This window comes from Flaviramulus aquimarinus (genome assembly GCF_039543205.1).
Lineage (GTDB): Bacteria > Bacteroidota > Bacteroidia > Flavobacteriales > Flavobacteriaceae > Flaviramulus_B > Flaviramulus_B aquimarinus.
The window spans coordinates 1,624,414-1,646,110 of record NZ_BAABJH010000001.1 but is presented as its reverse complement, the minus strand read 5'-3'; the positions used below and the strand labels follow the sequence as shown (position 1 = coordinate 1,646,110).

Annotated in this window: 13 protein-coding genes and 1 tRNA gene; 12 read left to right on the top strand and 2 right to left on the bottom strand. The window is 34.8% G+C overall.

All coding sequences use genetic code 11. The annotated features are described in order from the left end of the window. The first annotated feature begins 2 nt into the window (after positions 1 to 2). The 12 genes from ABD941_RS07635 (at position 3) to ABD941_RS07580 (ending at position 21,042) form a co-directional block, all read left to right on the top strand. Positions 3 to 1,805 carry a glycoside hydrolase family 3 protein gene (locus ABD941_RS07635; protein ID WP_345273516.1) on the top strand — a complete coding sequence of 601 codons (1,803 nt, stop codon included), beginning with the start codon at positions 3 to 5 and terminating at the stop codon, positions 1,803 to 1,805. A 31-nt stretch (positions 1,806 to 1,836) separates the two neighbouring features. After that, positions 1,837 to 3,015 carry a glycoside hydrolase family 17 protein gene (locus ABD941_RS07630; protein ID WP_345273515.1) on the top strand — a complete coding sequence of 393 codons (1,179 nt, stop codon included), beginning with the start codon at positions 1,837 to 1,839 and terminating at the stop codon, positions 3,013 to 3,015. A 21-nt stretch (positions 3,016 to 3,036) separates the two neighbouring features. After that, on the top strand, positions 3,037 to 4,338 hold the full coding sequence (locus tag ABD941_RS07625; protein WP_345273514.1) for a glycosyl hydrolase family 17 protein: 1,302 nt from the start codon (positions 3,037 to 3,039) through the stop codon (positions 4,336 to 4,338). A gap of 16 nt (positions 4,339 to 4,354) precedes the next feature. Continuing rightward, on the top strand, positions 4,355 to 5,854 hold the full coding sequence (locus ABD941_RS07620) for a glycoside hydrolase family 30 protein (RefSeq protein WP_345273513.1): 1,500 nt from the start codon (positions 4,355 to 4,357) through the stop codon (positions 5,852 to 5,854). 30 nt (positions 5,855 to 5,884) lie between these two features. Next, a complete protein-coding gene (locus tag ABD941_RS07615) occupies positions 5,885 to 7,315 on the top strand; it encodes an MFS transporter (RefSeq protein WP_345273512.1) in 1,431 nt (476 codons plus the stop codon). Between the two features lie 27 nt (positions 7,316 to 7,342). Beyond that, positions 7,343 to 8,230 carry a glycoside hydrolase family 17 protein gene (locus tag ABD941_RS07610; RefSeq protein WP_345273511.1) on the top strand — a complete coding sequence of 296 codons (888 nt, stop codon included), beginning with the start codon at positions 7,343 to 7,345 and terminating at the stop codon, positions 8,228 to 8,230. A 201-nt stretch (positions 8,231 to 8,431) separates the two neighbouring features. Next, positions 8,432 to 9,367, top strand: a complete 936-nt coding sequence (locus tag ABD941_RS07605; RefSeq protein WP_345273510.1) for a glycoside hydrolase family 17 protein — start codon at positions 8,432 to 8,434, stop codon at positions 9,365 to 9,367. A 129-nt stretch (positions 9,368 to 9,496) separates the two neighbouring features. Beyond that, positions 9,497 to 12,748 carry a VCBS repeat-containing protein gene (locus ABD941_RS07600; protein WP_345273509.1) on the top strand — a complete coding sequence of 1,084 codons (3,252 nt, stop codon included), beginning with the start codon at positions 9,497 to 9,499 and terminating at the stop codon, positions 12,746 to 12,748. Positions 12,749 to 13,163: 415 nt separating this feature from the next. Then, positions 13,164 to 14,612 carry a T9SS type A sorting domain-containing protein gene (locus tag ABD941_RS07595; protein WP_345273508.1) on the top strand — a complete coding sequence of 483 codons (1,449 nt, stop codon included), beginning with the start codon at positions 13,164 to 13,166 and terminating at the stop codon, positions 14,610 to 14,612. 205 nt (positions 14,613 to 14,817) lie between these two features. Further along, complete coding sequence (locus ABD941_RS07590; RefSeq protein ID WP_345273507.1) at positions 14,818 to 16,251, top strand: T9SS type A sorting domain-containing protein; 1,434 nt, start codon at positions 14,818 to 14,820, stop codon at positions 16,249 to 16,251. A 215-nt stretch (positions 16,252 to 16,466) separates the two neighbouring features. Beyond that, positions 16,467 to 20,216, top strand: a complete 3,750-nt coding sequence (locus tag ABD941_RS07585) for a glycosyl hydrolase (protein WP_345273506.1) — start codon at positions 16,467 to 16,469, stop codon at positions 20,214 to 20,216. A 130-nt stretch (positions 20,217 to 20,346) separates the two neighbouring features. Next, positions 20,347 to 21,042, top strand: a complete 696-nt coding sequence (locus tag ABD941_RS07580; protein WP_345273505.1) for a LysE family translocator — start codon at positions 20,347 to 20,349, stop codon at positions 21,040 to 21,042. Positions 21,043 to 21,151: 109 nt separating this feature from the next. Here the strand turns inward: ABD941_RS07580 and ABD941_RS07575 are convergent. Further along, positions 21,152 to 21,222 (bottom strand) — tRNA-Cys (locus tag ABD941_RS07575). Positions 21,223 to 21,295: 73 nt separating this feature from the next. Continuing rightward, positions 21,296 to 21,667, bottom strand: a complete 372-nt coding sequence (gene folB, locus ABD941_RS07570) for a dihydroneopterin aldolase (RefSeq protein WP_345273504.1) — start codon at positions 21,665 to 21,667, stop codon at positions 21,296 to 21,298. Positions 21,668 to 21,697: the final 30 nt, after the last annotated feature.

Below are 21,697 nucleotides of genomic sequence, written 5' to 3'. Positions count from 1 at the left end.
ACATGACGTTAAAACTTGTTTTAGTAGGTCTATGTGTGTATGCTTATAATTCTAGCAAAAATATACCACCAAAAAACGTTCAGCCTAATAGCATTATTGAGAAAAAGGTAGATTCTTTATTATCTCTAATGAGTTTAGAGGAGAAAATTGGACAAATGTCTCAAATTAGACATTTTGATAGTTTAGCAGATCAGGAAATTTTAGCAGGTCGTATAGGGTCTGTTATACATACATTAGGACCTAATCCAGGCGAAGGCGCTATGGGTTGGCAAGCAAAATTCACTGAATTACAAGAAAAGGCGTTATCAACAAGATTAGGCATTCCTTTGTTATTTGGTGTAGATGCAGTTCACGGACAAAACACTTTTGAGGGCGCAACTGTTTTCCCACATAATATTGCATTGGGCGCTACCAGAAATGATAAATTAGTTGAAGAGGCAGCAACCATAACAGCTATTGAAGCGCAAGCAACAGGCTTTAATTGGGTGTTTTCGCCATGCGTAGCAATACCATTTAACGAAAAATGGGGTCGAGTATATGAAGCTTTTTCTGAAAACACGGCATTAACGCAAAAACTTTCAAGAGCATCAATAAAAGGCCATCAAGGAAATTTATCCAAAACCAATACCGTTATGGCAACGGCAAAGCATTATGTAGGAGATGGCGCTACCGATTTTGGAACGGAAGGCGGTAATACAACACTAACTATGCAAGACATAAACGATCACTTACTTCCACCCTATCGTGATGCAGTTAAGCAAGGTGTAGGATCGGTAATGGTATCGTTTAATAAACTATCTGGAATAGATATGCATGCTCACAAAACATTAATAACAGATACTTTAAAAACAAGTATGGGTTTTGATGGCATTGTAGTTACAGACTGGAAAGGTTACACAAAATTTGGAAGAAATAAAATAATTAATGCTGGAGTTGATATGGCAATGGCGGTTGATGGCGATTTATTTGAATTTCAAGAAGGCTTAAAACGCGGAGTTGCTTATGATTCTGTTCCAATAGAAAGAGTTAACGATGCCGTAAAAAGAATTTTGCGTCAGAAATATAGATTAGGATTATTTGAAAACCCATTTCCAGATTCAACTTTAATTTCTAAAATAGGAATTTCAGCCCATAGAGATAAGGCTAGACAAATTGTTCGAGAATCTTTAGTGTTGTTAAAAAATGAAAGCAACCTATTACCAATAGATAAACAAACAGAAAAAATAGTAGTAGTAGGCGAACATGCCAATAATTCCGGACTACAATCTGGAGGGTGGACTATAGAGTGGCAAGGCGTAAATGAGAATTACAAAGGCGCAACAACTATTTTAGAAGGCGTTCAAAAAACAGCAAAAGGAAATGTTGTATATGATGCTGATGGAACAGGAAATCATTTAGATGCCGATGTCGCTATTGTTGTTGTGGGAGAAACACCTTATGCAGAATTTTTTGGAGATATAGGAGGCGAAACGGATACATATCAATTAACCCTAACCAAAGCACATCAAGAATATATAAAAACATATACCGAAAACGATATTAAAACAGTAGTCGTTTTAGTTTCAGGACGGCCATTAGTAGTAACAGAGCAAATAAATCAATCCGATGCTTTTGTTGCTGCTTGGTTACCAGGATCTGAAGGTGACGGAATAGCTCAAGTTCTATTCGGTGAATATAATTTTAACGGAAAATTACCCCATTCATGGCCAAAATCTGTTGAAGATTTCAACCATAAATATGGACCTAATTTTTGGGACAAATCCATAACACCATTATACGAATTCGGTTATGGACTTAAATATTAAATATTAAATATTAAATAATAGAAGAAAACAAGTGACTAAACAAAAACATATAACAGCAGCAGAAATCTTAGGTAATCCAGATTATTTAGCCATATCTTATGGTGGGTATAGGCATAAGTCTAGAGATATACAACCTACAATCCCACAGCTTAAAGAAGACATGAGAATCTTAGCGGCCATGGAGGTTAAAGTTTTAAGAACATATAACGTACAATTACAACAAGCTACTAACCTATTAATAGCTATTAGCGAGTTGAAAAAAGAAGATCCTTCTTTTGAAATGTATGTTATGCTAGGCGCTTGGATTGATTGCCATAATGCATGGACAGGTGAAGTTCCTAACCACGAAGTTGAGAGCGAGCATAATGCCGCAGAGATAGACCGAGCGGTTGCATTAGCAAAAATATATCCAGATATCGTTAAGATTATAGCCGTTGGAAATGAAGCCATGGTACATTGGGCAACCAGTTATTTTGTGCGTCCTAAGGTTATTTTAAAATGGGTAAATCATCTACAAGAATTGAAAAAGAACGGAGAGCTTTCCAAAGATTTATGGATTACGAGCTCAGATGATTTTTCATCGTGGGGCGGCGGAGACCCAATATATCACACAGAAGATTTAATAAATCTTATTAAGGCAGTAGATTATGTGTCAATGCATACATACCCAATGCATAACTCCCACTACAATCCTGCTTTTTGGTTGGTACCAGATAGCGAATTGGATTTTTCAAATAAAGAAAAAATTGAATCAGGAATGCAACGTGCTCTTGATTTTGCAACAAAGCAATACGAAGGCGTTTCAAACTTTGTTAAAAGTTTAGGGGTAAACAAACCTATTCATATTGGAGAAACAGGTTGGGCAACAATTTCTAATGGGCCCTATGGAGCCGATGGATCAAAAGCCGCAGATGAGTTCAAATCAGGAAAGTATTATAAGCTCATTAGAGAATGGAGTAATAAAGAACACGTGTCTTGTTTTTACTTTGAAGCCTTCGATGAACAATGGAAAGATGCTGCAAATGAAGGTGGCTCAGAAAACCATTTTGGGTTAATAAATCTTAAAGGCGAAGCAAAATACGCTTTATGGGATTTAGTTGATAAAGGTGTTTTTGAAGGATTAACTAGAGATGGAAACTCTATATCGAAAACATTTAATGGTAAAAAAGAAGATTTACTAATGGAAGCCCTTGTTCCTCCATTAGCATAAAAACTATTTTAAATTATTATTATGAAAAACTATTTATCAATCATTAGAAACTGTGTGCTGATTTTTTTAATCGGCTTTATATGGTCTTGTGGTAAAGTTAAAAAGAACGAAGTGAAAGAAGACGTTTTAGTAAAAGAGGTTTCTGCTAAGGATATCTTAGGAAATACAGATTATTTAGCCATGTCTTATGGAGGTTATAGGCATGCAGACCATAGTATAGAACCAACTCTGGATGAGCTAAAAGAAGATATGAAACTATTATATGCTTTAGGAGTTAGAGTCGTTAGAACCTATAAAGTACATTTACCACAAGCCGAAAACCTTTTAAAAGCTATTAGCGAGCTAAAACAGAATGACCCTGGTTTTGAAATGTATGTTATGCTTGGTGCTTGGATAGACTGCAAAAATGCTTGGACAGATCAAGCACCTATTCACAATTTAGAAAGTGATGATAACAAACCACAAATGGAAAAAGCTGTGGCATTAGCCAATCAGTATCCAGATATCGTAAAAGTAATAGCAGTTGGTAATGAAGCTATGGTTAAATGGGCAGCAACATATTATGTAGAGCCATGGATAATCTTAAAGTGGGTAAACTACCTTCAAGACTTAAAGAAAGAAGGAAAACTATCCAAAGATTTATGGGTAACAAGTTCAGATAATTTTGCGTCTTGGGGCGGCGGTGGCGAAGAGTACCACGTAGAAGATTTAAACAAACTAATTAAAGCTGTAGATTTTCTTTCCGTTCACACCTACCCGATGCACGATACACATTATCAGCCGGATTTTTGGTTAAAAGCAGAAGGATTAGAAGGGAAAACCGATATGGAAAAAATTGAAATTTCTATGTTAAGAGCAAAGAAATACGCCATCATGCAATATGAAAACGTAAAGAAATACATGGAAAGCCTTGGAGTTAACAAACCAATCCATATTGGAGAAACCGGATGGGCAAGCTTTTCATCAGGACATTATGGTACCACAGGGTCAAAAGCATGTGATGAATATAAAGAAGCACTCTATTATCAGCACATGAGAGACTGGACAAATGAAGCTGGAATGGCATGCTTTTATTTTGAAGGATTTGATGAACCATGGAAAGGTGGCGATAATTCCGGAAATTCAGAAAAGCATTTTGGATTATTCACAGTAGACGGTAAAGCAAAATATACACTTTGGGATGAAGTAGATAAAGGAACATTTAAAGGATTAACAAGAAATGGAAATCCAATAACCAAAACGTATAGCGGTAGTAAAGAAGCACTAATGAAAGATGTTGAAGTGCCTCCTACTTCAGAGGAATGGCTTGCGAACCAAAAATAGATAAATACCAATGGATATGAAGATGTTAAGAAACACAATAGTATTGATAACCACTTTGATTATGATAAGTTGTAATAAGCAAGATAAAACATTAGCGGTTGAAGTATATGAAACGTCAGCTAATGGAAATAAACTTACTAAACTTACCGAATTTCAGAATTCAGAAGCTAAAGCAACAATTCAGCTTGTGCCAGAGGAAACACTTCAGACTATTACTGGTTTTGGTGGCGCTTTTACCGAGTCTTCAGCTTATCTATTAAATAAATTGAGTAAAGAAAATCGCAAAAAGATAATCGATGCATATTTTAGTAAAGATGGCGCACACTATTCTTTAACAAGAACACATATGAACTCTTGCGATTTTTCAGTAAGCAATTATTCGTATACACCCGTTGAAGGTGATAAAAACCTTGAGCACTTTACAATAGAAGAAGATAAAGACGATTTAATCCCGTTTATAAAAGAAGCCATGGCGGCCTCTACAGATGGGTTTAAAATTTTTGGATCACCTTGGACAGCAGCGCCATGGATGAAAGACAATAACCATTGGGTTGGAGGTAAACTACTTCCAGAATATTATGATACATGGGCGTTGTTTTTCTCAAAGTTTGCCGATGCTTACAAAGCAGAAGGTATTGATATTTGGGGATTTACTGTTGAAAACGAACCTTTAGGTAACGGAAATAACTGGGAGAGTATGCACTATTCGCCAGATGAAATGACCAATTTTGTTCAGAATCATTTAGGTCCAAAACTGGAAGCAGACGGAAAGGGTGATTTGAAAATTTTGGGGTATGACCAAAACAGAGAACACCTAAAAGAATGGATCGACTCACAGTATAAAAATGAAGAAACCTCAAAATATTTTGATGGTACAGCCATTCACTGGTACGCAAGCACCTATGAGGTATTTCCAGAAGAACTACAATATGCGCATAACAAGGCGCCAAATAAACTTTTAATTCAATCTGAAGCCTGTGTAGATGCCGAAGTTCCTGTATGGGAAGACGATGCATGGTATTGGAAAAAAGAAGCAACAGACTGGGGTTGGGACTGGGCTCCAAAAAAAGATAAACATTTGCACCCTAAATACTCACCAGTTAACCGTTACGCCAGAGATATTATAGGATGCCTGAATAATTGGGTTGACGGATGGGTAGATTGGAACATGGTACTCGATACAAAAGGAGGCCCAAATTGGTTTAAAAACTGGTGTATTGCCCCAGTAATTGTAGATCCAGACAAGGATGAAGTCTACTTCACCCCTATTTACTACACTATGGCACATTTTAGTAAATACATTAGACCTGAAGCAAAGGTAATTAAGGTAAATAATACAGATGATAGCCTTATGGTTACTGCGGCTAAAAACCCAGACCAAACCATAGCAGTTGTTGTTTTTAATCAAACAGAAGAAACAAAGCGTATAGACCTTGTTTTAAACGAGAAATCTGTACAATTTTCAATCAGCCCCAAAGCAATTCAAACCATTGTATTACCTACACCAATACAATAGAATATTAATAATTAACTAAACTAGAAAAATATGTCAGATTATGTAACACCAAAAAAAGATAGAGTCCCAGTTGGCCAGAAAGCGGCCTTCGGTGCGGGACATTTAGTACTTAACCTATTGCCAGGAGCACTAGGCGTTTTTATGTTCTTTCTGCTAACAGCCTTTGGTATGGATCCACTTAAAGCAGGTATATTGGGAGCATTACCAAGACTTTTTGATGCACTTACCGACCCGATCATGGGCTTTATTTCTGATAACACGAAATCGAAATGGGGACGACGACGACCTTATATTTTTGTTGGAGCTATACTAAGTGGGATACTCTTTGCGGCGTTATGGCAGTTAGATCCAGAAAACTCGCAAAGCTATAATTTTTGGTATTTTCTTATTTTTTCTATGATATTTTTAATTGGAAACACCATGTTTGCAACACCATTAGTGGGCTTAGGTTATGAAATGACTTCAGATTATAATGAGCGCACGCGTTTAATGGCATTTTCGCAAACAGTTGGACAAATAGCATGGATGATTGTGCCATGGTTTTGGGTACTAATAGCCGATCCTGATTTGTTTGCAACACAAGCCATTGGTGTTCGACAGTTATCATTGTATGTTGGCGGGGCTTGTATTATTTTAGGGATTTTACCAGCTCTCTTTTGTAAAGGGATTGATTCAGCTAATATGGAAAACAGGCAAAAAATAACATTTAAATCCATGTTTTCTAATGTAAAAAGTCTTTTTATGGGAATTGTTGAGGTTTTTAAAAACAAACCTTTTGTAAAGTTATGTGGTGCAACATTTTTGGTATTTAATGGTTTTCAAATGGTAGCATCATTTAGTTTTTTTATTATTGTTTACTACATGTTTGATGGGAGTTATTCAGATGCAGGTAACTGGCCAGCATGGTTTTCTACTATTACAGCAGTAGTTACAGCTTTTGCGGTTATACCAATTATATCGTATATCGCTAATAAAAAAGGGAAACGAAATGCCTTTATAATCTCTACAGTTATATCTATTATAGGGTACATACTAAAATGGTGGGGCTTCGATCCAGGAAACCCATGGCTAATGTTCATGCCAATTCCATTTATGGCATTTGGTTTAGGTGGATTATTTACCTTAATGATGAGTATGACGGCAGATGTATGCGATTTAGATGAATTAAAAAATGGTATGCCACGTAAAGAAGGGACTTTTGGAGCCATATATTGGTGGATGGTTAAAATTGGACAATCATTAGCATTATTCTTAGGTGGATTAGTATTAAAAATGGTAGGTTTTGATGGAAATGCAGCAACACAAACTGTAGAAACAATGACAAGCTTACGTATTGCAGATGTTATTATACCGTCAGTTACAGCAGCATTAGCTATTTTAATAATGTGGAAGTATAGCCTTAGTGAAGATAGAGCTCGAGAAATAAAAGAGGTGCTTGTAAAACGTAGAGGAGAGTTATAGAATATTAATACTAAAGATTAAAAGCATATGTCATCATTTAGAAAATATAGAAATAGGTCGTTAGCAGGGTTAAACCTTGATAATAAAACCGCAAAAGGACTACAGAATTTATTTAAAAGAACATTAAAAGGTGGTATGCATGGGTTATGTTTTAGCCCATACGAAGAAGGGCAAGCGCCTGGGGATTTTATGACCGAAAAACAGATTAGAAGACGAATGAAAATCATAAAACCCTATACCAAATGGATTCGTTCTTTTTCATGTACAGATGGTAATGAGGCCATACCTAGAATAGCTAAGGAGTATGGTATTAAAACTTTGGTGGGCGCTTGGCTAGGTGATGATGATGAAATTAATAAAAAGGAAATAGCCGGACTTATAAAATTAGCAAAAGAAGGTTATGTTGATATTGCAGCTGTAGGTAATGAGGTTATGTATCGAGGCGATTTAACTGAAGATGAGCTTTTGGATTTTATGCATCAAGTAAAAACAGCTATCCCAGACATCCCAATGGGATATGTAGATGCCTATTATGAGTTTAGCCATAGACCAAGAATCACAGAAGCTTGCGATGTTATATTAGCAAACTGTTACCCATACTGGGAAGGCTGTAGCTTAGAATATTCTTTACTTTATATGAAGGATATGTATAACCATGCTGTAAATGCAGGCAAAGGAAAAAAAGTTATTATTACAGAAACCGGTTGGCCTTCCTATGGTGAAGGTCTTCAAGGCGCGCATCCATCACATGAAAATGCTATAAAATATTTTATCAATTCACAAGTATGGTCAGATGAAGCTGATATCGAAATGTTCTACTTCTCATCTTTTGATGAATCTTGGAAAATTGGTGCAGAAGGCGTCGTAGGCGCTTTTTGGGGATTATGGGATAAAGAAGAAAAACTAAAATTTTAGATTAAATACAAGACGACAATTCAATATAGTTTTAAGATTATAAAAAACAGTGCCCATTAGTGTCTGTGTCATTTCAACAGGTTAATGTGCACTGTTTTTTCAATTAAAGATAAAAATAGAGATCTTATCGAATAAGTAGGCTTAATTTTTCATTCAAATTGTTTTTATTGTTAATTGCCTAACGAACTTAATCAACAAGAAATGACATATACAAAAGAGCTGGCAATTAAGCCAGGTAAGGCTATTTGCTATTCTGGATTCAGAGAAGGTCAAAGACCTGGAGACGTGTTTCCAAGCTATGAAGAAATAAAGGAAGATCTTTTAATTTTACAAAACGAATGGCAATACCTACGCCTATATGATTGCGATAAACACTCCGAGATTGTACTAGAAGTTATAGAAAAAGAGAATTTAGATTTTAAGGTAATGCTTGGTGCTTATATTGGTGCAGAAGCTAACAATTACGGATGCCCATGGGGAGGTTCGTTTTCTGAAGAACAATTAGAAATTAATAAAGTTTCAAATGAAAATCAGATTAAAAAACTGATTGGTTTAGCTAATCAATATCCAGATATTATTTTTTCTTTATCAGCAGGCAATGAAGCTTGTGTAGATTGGACAGATCATTATGTACCAGTAGAAAGCGTTATTAATTATGTAAGGATGATTAAAAAAGGAGCCAAACAACCTGTAACATTTTGCGAAAACTATCTACCATGGCTAGGTAAACTACAAGATTTAGTTGATGAGGTCGATTTTATTTCCATTCATACCTATCCAGTTTGGGAGTATAAAAATATTCATGAAGCTATGGAATACACCAAGGAAAACTATTTCTCAGTAGCACGTAAATACCCTCATAAATTAGTAGTAATAACAGAAGCAGGTTGGACAACCTTTTCAAACGGAAAAGGTATTTGTTCAAGTAATGTAAGCGAAGAACATCAAGACATTTATTATAACGATTTAACATTTTGGAGCGAAGATGATGAAGTTCTAACCTTTGTATTCGAGGCTTTTGATGAACCTTGGAAAGGCTCACCAGACATGCATGAACCTGAAAAACATTGGGGATTGTTTAAAGTAGATAGATCTCCAAAATTAGTCATGGCTAAAAACTTAGCTAGTTCTTGTTAAAAACATCTTATTTAGGCTTATAAAGTATAACAATACGTATATTTTCAATATATTTATTGTTTACTTTATAGCGCTATGAAAACCCCTTTTTTATATTTAAAAACTAGCCTTTTATTTAGCCTTTTATTAATGGCTTGTAATAAACCACAACGAGATCTTTACCCAGAGACTTTAGTTGAAGGATTCGATTTGCTAAACTCAGAGCAAACAGGTATAGACTTTAGCAATACCATTAGAGAAACAAAATCTTTTAACCATTACTATTTTTTTAATATCTATATGGGCTCAGGAGTTGCTATTGGCGATATTAATAATGATGGCTTATCCGATATTTTTTTTGGAGGTAATCAAGTAGCCGATAGACTGTACTTAAACAAAGGGAATTTTAAGTTTGAAGACATTACAAAAAAATCAAAAGTTGCAAAAAACAATGGTTGGACTTGGGGGGTTACTATGGCAGATGTTAATTCAGATGGTTATCTTGATATCTATGTAAGTCGAGGAGGGATATCCTTAAAACTTGAAGATTGTAGAAATCAATTATATATTAACAATCAAGATGAAACGTTTACAGAGGCTGCAATAGCATACGGATTGGCAGATGTAGGTTATTCAACACAAGCCGTTTTTTTCGATATGGATAACGATGGCGATTTAGATATGTACCAGGTAAATCAAGTTGCAGATAAAAAATTAATGTTAATTAATAAATTTCCTCCAAAACGCTACAAAGATTTTTTAGATCGATTATACAGAAATGATAATGGCAAATTTAAAGATGTTTCAGAAGAGGTAGGCATTTCTAGAGACTTTGCCTATGGATTGAGTGTCAATGCTTCAGATTTTAATAACGATGGCTGGATAGACTTATATGTAGCTAATGATCATGCAGAGCCAGACTTTATGTATTACAATAATGGCGATGGCACATTTAAAAATGTTATTCATGAAAAATTCAAACACATTTCTAATTTTAGTATGGGTTCTGATGCAGGAGATGTTAATAACGATGGTTTAATAGACTTACTAACAACCGATATGAGTCCAGAGGATCATTACCGTTCTAAAACTAATATGCGCTCCATGAGTACAGAATCATTTTACAATATAGTTAATGCAGGAGCGCATTATCAATATATGGCAAATGCTCTACAAATTAATACAGGAGCAGGTAGCTTTTCCGATATAGCTAATTTGGCTGGAACATCTAATACAGACTGGAGCTGGTCAAGTTTATTGGTAGATTTAAATAATGACGGTTTAAAAGATATTATTATATCTAATGGATCAAAAAAAGATGTTGAAAACAGTGATTACTTAAACCTCCTAAATAATATAGATTCGAAAAACATAACAGCCGAGGAACTTTTCCAAATTAGCAAATCAACCCCTTCGCAACCATTAGCAAATTATGCTTTTAAAAATAATGGCAATTTCAAATTTGAAAAAGTTAGTGATACATGGGGTTTTGACACACCTAGCTTTTCTAATGGCATGGCTTATGGCGATTTGGATAATGATGGCGATTTGGATGTTGTTACTAACAATATAGATAAATCCGCATTCGTTTATCGAAATAACACAACAGGTAATTTTTTAAAAATAAAACTTGAAGGGCCAGATAATAACAAATTTGGTATAGGTGCTAAGGCCATTATACACTATGGTAAAAACATACAAGTAGCTGAAAACATGCTTACCAGAGGATTTATTTCTTCAGTAGAACCTGGACTATTTTTTGGATTGGCAAAAGAAACTCGTGTAGATAAAGTTGAGGTTGTTTGGAATGATGGAAAAGTCAATACTTATGAAGATGTAGGTGCAAATAGAACTATTTCTGCTAGATATGATGATGCGATTAATCCACCATCTAAAAAAACTAAAGAGACTAATACATTGCTTACTCAAGTTGACGCTTCAGGTATTGGTTTAGATTTTAAGCATAAGGAAAATGAATTTGATGATTTTGAAATAGAGATATTGTTACCACATAAATTGTCAAATAATGGACCTTTTACAGCTGTAGCTGATGTGAATGGCGACGGCTTAGATGATGCATTTGTTGGAGGTGCATCAGGGCAATCAGGTGCTTTGTACTTGCAAGTTCAAGCAGGTAAATTTGAATTAAGCAAAATGCAACCATGGAAAGAAGATATAATTTCTGAAGATTTAGGCGCCTTATTTTTAGATGTAGATGGCGATAACGACCTTGATCTTTTTGTAGCTAGTGGAGGTAATGAATTTAAACAAGGAAGCATCCATTTGAAAGATAGATTATACATAAATGATGGATCAGGTGTTTTCGTTAAAAGCGCTAAGTCATTACCAAATATATTTGAAAGTTCGCAATGCGTAAAGGCATCAGATATTGATAATGATGGCGATGAAGATTTATTTATAGGGACCCGACTTATTGCAGGTAAATATCCGTTTCCTGCAACAAGTTATATTTTACTTAATGAAAATGGGCAATTTAAAAAGTCAAGCAAAGATATAGCTCCAGATCTTTTAAATATTGGTATGGTAAGCGATGCTGCCTTCACAGATATAGACAATGATGGCGATGAGGATTTAATGATTGTTGGCGAATGGATGAATATTACGCTGTTAACCAATGATAATGGGACGTTTAATAATAGTTCTAAAAAGTTTGGTTTAGAAAATACACGTGGTCTTTGGTGGTCCATTACTGCTGATGATATTGATGGTGATGGAGACCAAGATTTCATAGTGGGTAATTTAGGAAAGAATAATAAGTTTAAAGCAACAAAAGAACACCCCTTTAAAGTATATGCCAACGATTTTGACGAAAATGGCACCAACGATGTTGTTTTAGCTAAGTATTACAAAGATGATTATGTACCAGTAAGAGGACGTGAGTGTACGAGCCAACAAATGCCTTTTGTAGCTGAAAAATTTAAAGATTACCATAGCTTTGCATCATCTAAATTACTTGATATATTACCAGAAGATAAGGTAGAAACTGCCGTGATTTATGAAATCAATAATTTTGAAAGTATTATTTTAATAAATGATGATGGCATCCTAAAAAGAAAACCTCTACCAATACAAGCACAGGTTAGCCCAATTAAATCATCAATTATTGATGATTTTAATAATGATGGTTTTAAAGACATTCTTATTGTCGGGAACCATTATGGAGTTGAAGTCGAAACAGTAAGATATGATGCCGGATATGGTTTGATATTGCTGGGAGATGATAATAAAAATTTCAATCCAATTTCTCCAATAGAAAGCGGTGTACATTTACCATACGATACGCGTTCTATTAATCAAATTAAAATCAACGATAAAAAAGCTTATTTAATTACGAGCAACAATGATATACTTCATGTGCTTATAGATAAAAAAGATATCTAAGTTTAATAGAAAAAAGGGCCTATAATACTTTATTTTCTGTTTTGGCACTTAATTAAGTGCCTTATTTGCTAAGTCAACCTTCATTTAGAAATATTTTGACCACTACACAACATTGTTTTCGCCACAACATTACCACAACACTGCTGCATTATTTTCTTCTTATCAATAAAAAAAGCATCCAATAAGCCCCTTTTTTATTTATAAATTCCGATGAAATGAAATATATTATCGTTTAAATAACAAAAAGTTAAAGTTTTAGGTGTTTTGGCCTTTGTATGTTTTTTGTTGCGGTATTAATTACCCTTTTGATAAATATTTAGAGTTAAATTTATGAAAATGGAAATTTGAAGGTTGGCTTGTTGCTAATTTGTCAATAATTTTTATAAAATATTATTTTAAACCAAATACTTAAATTATGAGAAAAATTACTTTTTTATTATCCTTTCTAACTTTTTCAATTGGCTTCGCGCAAGTTACTTTGGAAGATTTTGAGGGGACCACAGATGTTACTCCCTCTAATGGTCTTGGAAGTGCTAATATTATAGCAAATACTACAGGAAGCGGAACAGCCGGTAACGTTTTAGAAGTTATTTCAGCAGCTTCTGGTCAACCTTGGCAACAAGCCAATGTTATTATGCTGAATAACACTATGGATTTAACAACAGATAAAACTGTTTCTGTTGATGTTTATTCTATGACAGCTATAAATATATTATCTAGAATAGAAGATCAATTGTTTACGCCAGCAGCTGGTTTTGCTACATCAGATGCTCAACATAATGGAACTGGTTGGGAAACCCTTAGTTTCGATTTTACAGAATTGCCTGATGGTGGTACTTCTGCAAATGCAGAATATTCTTTCATAGCATTTTTCCCTAGTTGGGTTGGAGGCGCAGCAGGTAATAATGGAGTTAACAATAACTGGAATGACCCAGTAGATGGTATTACATTTCTTGTGGATAATATTACGGCAGTTGCAGGTACAGCATTACCTATACCAACCTGTTCAGATGGTATCATGAATCAAGATGAAACAGGCGTTGATTGTGGTGGAGTTTGTTCTCCATGTGCAGTACCTCCTACTGTTGCGGCCCCAGCGCCACCTAGCAGAGCTGCAGCCGATGTGGCATCAATTTATACAGCTACTGGCGGTCCTTACGCTAATATTGCTGTAGATACATATGATACAGGTTGGTGTCCTGGAACTACAACCGAAATAATGGTAGCTGGAAATGCAACACAACAAGTTACAGGTCTTGGATGTGAGGGCGTTGAGTTCATATCTGGAAGATTTGATGCTACAACTTTTACACATTTCCATATTGATATCTTCACGACATCAGATACATTTGATGCAAGTTTTAACGTGAAATTCTCCAATTGGAATGGAGGTGGCGGAGAAGCTAATGCTCTTGAATTTTCATTTACTAATGCAAGCTCACCTGCTTTACCAGCAGTTAATCCTGGAACATGGATTTCTTACGATATACCTTTAAGTAGTTTTACTGAAGTAACTAATGGTGATAGAAATGATTTAGTACAGTTCATAATTACATCTAATTTAGGAACTGTGTATTATGATAATTTATATTTACACAAAAACACCACTTTAGGTATCGAGGACGATTTAAAATTAGCTTTCAATGTATTCCCTAACCCATCTTTAAGTAGCTGGACAGTTAGAACAGAAAGCATTAATATGTCTTCTATTAAAGTATTTGACGTATTAGGTAAAAATGTATTATCATTAACGCCTAATAAAACAGAAACTGTAATTGATGGATCTAGCTTAAAATCTGGATTATACTTTGCGCAAATAAAAACAGATTCAGGTATTAGTAGCGTAAAACTTATTAAAAAATAGTTTAATTTATTAAGTTTGTTTTGAAGGAGTGTGGTTAAAATGCCACACTCCTTTTTTATTTAATAATATGTATTGATATTATATAGTCATTAAAGTAAATATAAATATCGTGTATAGATTTTGTAGTGATATAAAATGTCTGAAAATTAGGTATTTGTATTAATTTTATAACAAATAAATATACATTCATATTAAAACAATTATCATGACAAAAAAAATTACATTTTTATTTTTCCTCTTGACAGCGGCTTTAGGATATTCACAAGCTTGTACTGGAACAAGTTCCGATACTGTTCAAGGTTCATTTAATTATAATTATAGTTTTGAAACCATTGGAGGAACCAATGTGAAAATTATTTTTGAGATTTTAGATACTTTTCCAGGATTAGTAGGTCAACTACAACAACCAGGAGGTGTATTTACAAATATGACAGATACAGGAGGTCAAACTTATGAAGTAACCCTTGCTGGTCAAGTTGATGGTACGCCGCTCACCTTTAACTTTTTTGGACCTTTTGCTGGTGGACAAATAGCTCAAACTATAGAATATAATTACACTGTTGGAGATACTTGCACAGCAACACCTTCAGAAGAAGATGTTACTTTAAGCGATTTACAAGTAGATGGCGCAACCATAACAGGTTTTAGCCCTGCTTTAACAAGCTATTCAATTAGTGTAGGTTTAGGAGATCCAATACCACAAATTACTTCTGTAACAACAACTGAAGCATTGGCAACAGTTGGAACTATTACACAAGCTTCTGCCGTTCCAGGTAGTGCTAGCTTTGATGTAACATCAGAAGACACAACCATCACCACAACGTATACCGTTAACTTTATACTTATCGGGCCAGCTATAGCGGCACCAACACCTCCTAATAGAGCGCCAGCTGATGTTATTTCTATTTATAGTGATGCGTATACAGATACAACTATTGATAATTTTGATTTTGGTTTATGCAGTGCATCGCCTTCTGTTGCAGAAGAAATTATTGCGGGGAACCCAACCCAACACTTTTTAGGACAAGGCTGCCAAGGTATAGATTTTCAGAATAATAGAATAGACGCATCAGCATTCACTCATGTTCACTTTGATTTTTATACAGATGAAACTAATATAATAGGAAAAGTTTTTAACATAAAACTAGTGGATTGGGCAGGTAACCCTACTGAAGCAGGATCAACAGGATTAGAAGTTATTTTCAATGATGGTACTAGTCCGGCGTTAGTTGCTGGAACATGGGTTTCAATAGATGTTGATATAAGTTCTCTAGGCGGATTGGTTTTAGGTAACTTAACAAGAAATGATGTTGCTCAATTACACATTACCTCTAATTTGTCTAATGCTTGGTATGACAATTTATATTTACATAAAAACACAACTTTAGGCTTACAAGATGTAGCTGCTCTTAAAGTTAAAGTATTCCCTAATCCAACACAAGCTAGTTGGAATATTAGAACAGAAAATGTTAATATGTCATCTATTAAAGTATTTGATGTATTAGGTAAAAATGTATTATCATTAACACCTAATAAAACGGATACTGTAATTGACGGATCTAGTTTAAGATCTGGATTATATTTTGCGCAAATAAAAACAGATACAGGAATCAGTAGTATAAAATTGATTAAAAACTAGTTTAATTAATTAAGTTTGTTTTAAAGGAGTGAGGTATTTTACCTCACTCCTTTTTTGTTTAGTAATATGTATAGGCATTATATAGGTGTGACACTAAATATAAGTATCGTGTATAGATTTTGTTGTATGGTAAAGTGTCTGAAAATTAGATGTTTATAGCTATTTTTACAGCCACAAAAAAATATAAACACATTTTTAATAGCAACTATACTTATATGAATTTACATCAAAATCACTCTCTTAAAATTATAATATTAGTAGTAACCGTAATTTGTTTCTCTATAAACGCTAGCGCACAAGTTACCAATGTAGGCAGTGGTAGTTATACCAATACCTTTCCTGGAGTTGATAGCGCAGGTAGAAATGGGTTTCCTTCAGGAACACCACAATTATCAGGTTCTGCAATTGGAAAGCCAGTCCCAACAAACGACTGGTGGTCTAAATTAGTTAAAGAAAACCATGCCGACAACCTGTTCAATTACCCCATGACAATGAAAACCGTAAATAGCGGTTTAGTTGTTACCTACATTCCATGGGGCGTTATTGACGATATTCAACCCATAATTGTTGGCGTTTCAGGTCTTAACGAAGGTCTAACAACAGTTTCCGATTATTCAGACTGGACCGTTACCATGAACTGGGGCGATAAATTTAATGCAACCTCTGGTATAGGCATGCCTTTTATTTATTTTCAAAAAGAATCTTCAGAAACCGCTTCCATAACTGTAAATTCTGGATCAGTAAGTGTTTCTGGCGAAATGATTACCGTAACCGATGCCAGAAATGGTGGCGATTTTGCCATTTATGCACCAGTAGGAAGTGTTTGGAACCAAAACGGGAATACATACACCTCAACACTTAATGGCAATAATTACTGGTCAATAGCCATGATACCACTAACTGCTTCTAATGTAACCACAGTTGCCAATGAGTATAAAAAATATGCATACGTTTTTCCAACAAATACAGAAGTAGCTTGGAGTTTTAATGAAAGTACATCCGTTGTAAATACAACGTTTACAGCAACTGTAGATGTTAAGGATGGTTCTGCAACAAATACGAACTTACTTATGGGGCTATTACCTCACCAATGGGATAATTTAACTTCAGGGTCGGCAACACCTAATGAATATAGTTATAGTTCCGCTAGAGGCGAATTAAAAACAATGGATGGGAATAGTTTTTCAGTTGAGAACACCTATAAAGGTATCCTCCCTACCCTACCCTATTTAGCAAATTATAGCACCAGTTTTGATCCTACAGACTTGCATACTAAAGTTACCCAATTAGAAAATGATCAATTAGCGACTTGGACGGATTCCTATAATGAAGGTCAGGTCATGAATCGACTAATCCAAACAGCAAGAATAGCGGATCAAATGGGTAATACCGTTGGTAGAGATAAAATGGTAGCAACCATAAAAGAACGTTTAGAAGATTGGTTAACCTATCAAACAAGTGAGGTTGCCTTTTTATTTTTCTATAACAGTGATTGGTCGGCCATGTTTGGATATCCTGCAGGTCATGGACAAGATACTAATATTAATGACCACCATTTCCATTGGGGTTATTTTATACATGCAGCAGCATTTATGGAACAGTTTGAACCAGGTTGGGCTAATGACTGGGGCGATATCGTTAACTTATTGGTCAGAGATGCAGCGTCTTCAAATAGAAACGATTCACAATTTCCTTTTTTACGAAATTTCAGTCCCTATGCTGGGCATTGTTGGGCTAACGGAACCGCTTCTTTCCCTCAAGGAAATGACCAGGAGTCTACATCAGAAAGCATGCAATTTAATTCATCATTAATCCATTGGGGAACCATTACTGAAAATGATGCCATTAGAGATTTAGGTATTTATTTATACACCACAGAACAAACAGCTGTTGAGGAGTATTGGTTTGATATGAACGAACGTAACTTTCAACCTACACAACAATATAGCTTAGTATCACGTGTTTGGGGGAATTCTTATGACAATGGAACCTTTTGGACTTCAGATATTACAGCATCTTACGGTATAGAGCTATACCCAATGCACGGAGGGTCTCTTTATTTGGGACAAAACACAGCATACGTTCAAAAAATATGGGATGAACTTAAAACCTACACAGGTATTTTAGATGCCAATGATACCAACCCCAACTTATGGCATGACACCTTCTGGAAATATTTATCATTTATAGATCCTCAAGAAGCAATTACACTTTATAATGCCGATCCAGATAGAGTTTTAAAATTTGGAGTTTCAGATGCACAAACGTACCATTGGTTACACGCTATGAATGCCATGGGACAATTAGATGCCACTATAACATCAGATTATCCTATAGCTGCTGTGTTTAATGATGGTGGAGATAAAACGTATGTGGCCCATAATTATTCAGATGCCCCAATTATAGTAACCTTTTCCGATGGCTATATGTTAGATGTTCCCGCAAACACAATGGCTACAAGTAAAGATGTTAATGTGTCAGGTACAATAGCTTCAGATATTTATGAAGCCAATGAAAATGATAGCGTAAACCTTACCGCAACAACGTCTGGAAGTGGAATTACCAAAGTAGAGTTTTACAATGGCAGTACACTTATAGGAGAAGATACTACAGCACCATATGAGTTTAATTCAGGCAATTTAGCGTTAGGTATTTATAACATGTATGCCAAGGTTTATGCAGGAACAAGCTTTAATGTTACCAATATAATTAGCATTCAAGTAGGAGATCAAGTGCCTTATTCTGGAACCGCAATTGAAATTCCTGGGAGTTTTGAAACGGGACATTATGATATATTTGAAGGCGGAAGCGGTCAAAACATTGCCTATTTTGATTCATCAATAGATAACCAAGGCGATTTTAGAACTGGTGAGTATGTTGATTCTGAATCTGATGTATCAGAGGGAGCAACTATAGGTTGGCTTTCAGCTGGTGAATGGGTAGAATATACGGTTAATGTCCAAACAACAGGGTGTTATGACTTAGATATTCGTTTTGCCTCTGGCAATTCCAGTGGAGGAGGCCCAATTCATTTTGAAGTTGATGGGATTAAAGTAAGTCAAGATATTGTTTTTTCTTCTACAGGAGATTGGAGCAACTGGAACACAAAAGCTGTTAGCAATTTAGATTTAATAGCAGGAACACACATTTTAAGATTGGTAGTTACCAATGGAGAAGCTAATATTGGTCGATTAACGTTTACTTACAATGATGCTACTTGTGTGCCTTCTGGCGAAAATACAGGCTTACCTTTTGATTTTGAAACAGCTCCGATTACAGCCGATTTTAATAATTTTGATGGCGGTACAGCTACAGTAGAACCTGTTTCAGGACCACAAAGCACAGGTAATGCTAGTACTAATATGGCAAAAATAGTTAGAGATGGTGGCATGCCTTGGGCTGGAGCTTATCTAAATTTGAATGAAGCGTTAAATTTTACAACCAAAAAACTTATAACCTTAAAGCTTTGGACAGAAGCTCCGGTAGGTACCGAAATACAAATTAAACTTGAGCAGCAAGCAGGTGGTTCAGCTACATTTTTAAAAACACCTACAACCGTTACAGGGCAATGGGAAACATTGAGTTGGGATTTTTCATCTTTAGGAGTAAGCCCTTATGATGTGATCGTATTTATGTTCGATATTGACAATATAGGTGATGGTACAGCCACATCAACCTTTTACTTTGATGATGTACAACAAGTGGCTACCTTAAGCTTAGAAAATGTTGCAAAAACGTCATTTAAAGTGTTCCCTAACCCAACACTAGATAGTTGGACTGTTAGAACTGAAAATATTAATATGTCATCCATTAAAGTATTTGATATTCTAGGGAAAAATGTTTTATCATTATCACCTAATACAAATAGAACAACAATAGATGGCTCTAGTTTAAAATCAGGACTATATTTTGCACAGATTAAGACAGATACAGGGATTAATAGCATCAAACTTGTAAAAAAATAGTTTAGTTAATTAAGTTTGATTTTAATGGAGTGGGGTTATGCCCCACTCTTTTTTTGTAATCACTTTAAATATATAATGAATAAGCCAACAAATAATTTAAATATTTCTTTACTTTGTGTAAAAGCTTTTTATGTTTGATGATATTCTAACAGCCATCCCTTTTGGAATTATCCTAGCCTTTACCATTGGGCCTGTATTTTTTGTGCTTTTAGAAACAAGCGCAACTAAAGGCTTTAGAAGTGCTTTAATATTTGATTTAGGGGTTGTTTTTGCCGATATTATATTTATTGTTATTGCTTTTTACAGTACAAATAATTTACGAGGAAAAATTGGTAATGACCCAAGTTTTTTAATTTTTGGAGGTGTTTTATTAATCGTTTATGGCATTATTTCCTTTATAAAAACCTCAAAATCGTTTCGTTCAATAGTTAAAGAATATCATAAAGTTGAAATTCAAAAAGACTACGGAAAACTATTTATAAAAGGCTTTTTGCTGAATTTTATAAATATTGGTGTCCTATTGGGTTGGTTGGGGTTTATAGTTTTAGGAGATTCCTTAACAACCTCAGAAAATGGTGATATTGTTTTTATTGTTGCCATGGTAGCAGCTTATTTTGTTACTGATTTATTCAAAATTGTAATAGCAAAACGACTTAAAGCAAAGCTAACGCCCCGTCTTATATTTAAAACAAAAAAAGTAATAGCCATTGTTATTTTAGGATTTGGAGTTTTATTATTGGTTCAAGGCTTATTTCCAGAATCTTACGAAAAGAATAAAGACAAGTTAGAAAAAATAAGTCCTATAAAAGAAAAACTTCCAGAATAAACAGAATCCTATTTTAACTTGAGTTGGATTAATTAGGCGCTGTATTATACGTTGATATTAATAAAAATTTTAAATAAAAAAACCCTCAAGAAAACTTGAAGGTTTTTTGAGGCGTCGAGCGGATTCGAACCGCTGTACAAGGTTTTGCAGACCTCTGCCTAGCCACTCGGCCACGACGCCAAAATCCCTTATAAAAAAGGAGTCTCAATATCTGAATTGAGAGAACAAATGTAAAAAAAATAAACTTTTTACACTACTTGTGCTTAGTTTTTCTTTTGTCAGTCATTTTAATAGTAACTTTTGCTACATCGCCACCAATAGGCGGGTTTAATTTGCTAACCCAAACTGTTGCTTTTTTCACTAAAGTATCTTCGTTAAAAATTCTATTTAATATACGCTTGGCTACCGTTTCAAGTAAATGAGAAGCAATGTCCATTTCTTCCTTAATAATACGATTTAAAAACACATAATCAACAGTATCCTTAAGCTTATCTGTTTTTGCAGAAGTTTGTAAATCGGCTTCAACCTTTAAATCCACACGATAATCGCTGCCTATTTTCGTTTCTTCTTTTAAACAACCATGGTATGCAAATACCCGAATGTTTTCAACTTTTATAATTCCCATTATCAGACAATTTAAGTCGTCAAAATTACC

Bases quoted from the DNA above. Each gene is read 5' to 3' on its own strand.
- ABD941_RS07635 (WP_345273516.1), top strand. From the start codon at position 3: ATGACGTTAAAACTTGTTTTAGTAGGTCTATGTGTGTATGCTTATAAT.
- ABD941_RS07625 (WP_345273514.1), top strand. From the start codon at position 3,037: ATGAAAAACTATTTATCAATCATTAGAAACTGTGTGCTGATTTTTTTA.
- ABD941_RS07620 (WP_345273513.1), top strand. From the start codon at position 4,355: ATGAAGATGTTAAGAAACACAATAGTATTGATAACCACTTTGATTATG.
- ABD941_RS07615 (WP_345273512.1), top strand. From the start codon at position 5,885: ATGTCAGATTATGTAACACCAAAAAAAGATAGAGTCCCAGTTGGCCAG.
- ABD941_RS07610 (WP_345273511.1), top strand. From the start codon at position 7,343: ATGTCATCATTTAGAAAATATAGAAATAGGTCGTTAGCAGGGTTAAAC.
- ABD941_RS07605 (WP_345273510.1), top strand. From the start codon at position 8,432: ATGACATATACAAAAGAGCTGGCAATTAAGCCAGGTAAGGCTATTTGC.
- ABD941_RS07600 (WP_345273509.1), top strand. From the start codon at position 9,497: ATGGCTTGTAATAAACCACAACGAGATCTTTACCCAGAGACTTTAGTT.
- ABD941_RS07595 (WP_345273508.1), top strand. From the start codon at position 13,164: ATGAGAAAAATTACTTTTTTATTATCCTTTCTAACTTTTTCAATTGGC.
- ABD941_RS07590 (WP_345273507.1), top strand. From the start codon at position 14,818: ATGACAAAAAAAATTACATTTTTATTTTTCCTCTTGACAGCGGCTTTA.
- ABD941_RS07585 (WP_345273506.1), top strand. From the start codon at position 16,467: ATGAATTTACATCAAAATCACTCTCTTAAAATTATAATATTAGTAGTA.
- ABD941_RS07580 (WP_345273505.1), top strand. From the start codon at position 20,347: ATGTTTGATGATATTCTAACAGCCATCCCTTTTGGAATTATCCTAGCC.
- folB (WP_345273504.1), bottom strand. From the start codon at position 21,667: ATGGGAATTATAAAAGTTGAAAACATTCGGGTATTTGCATACCATGGT.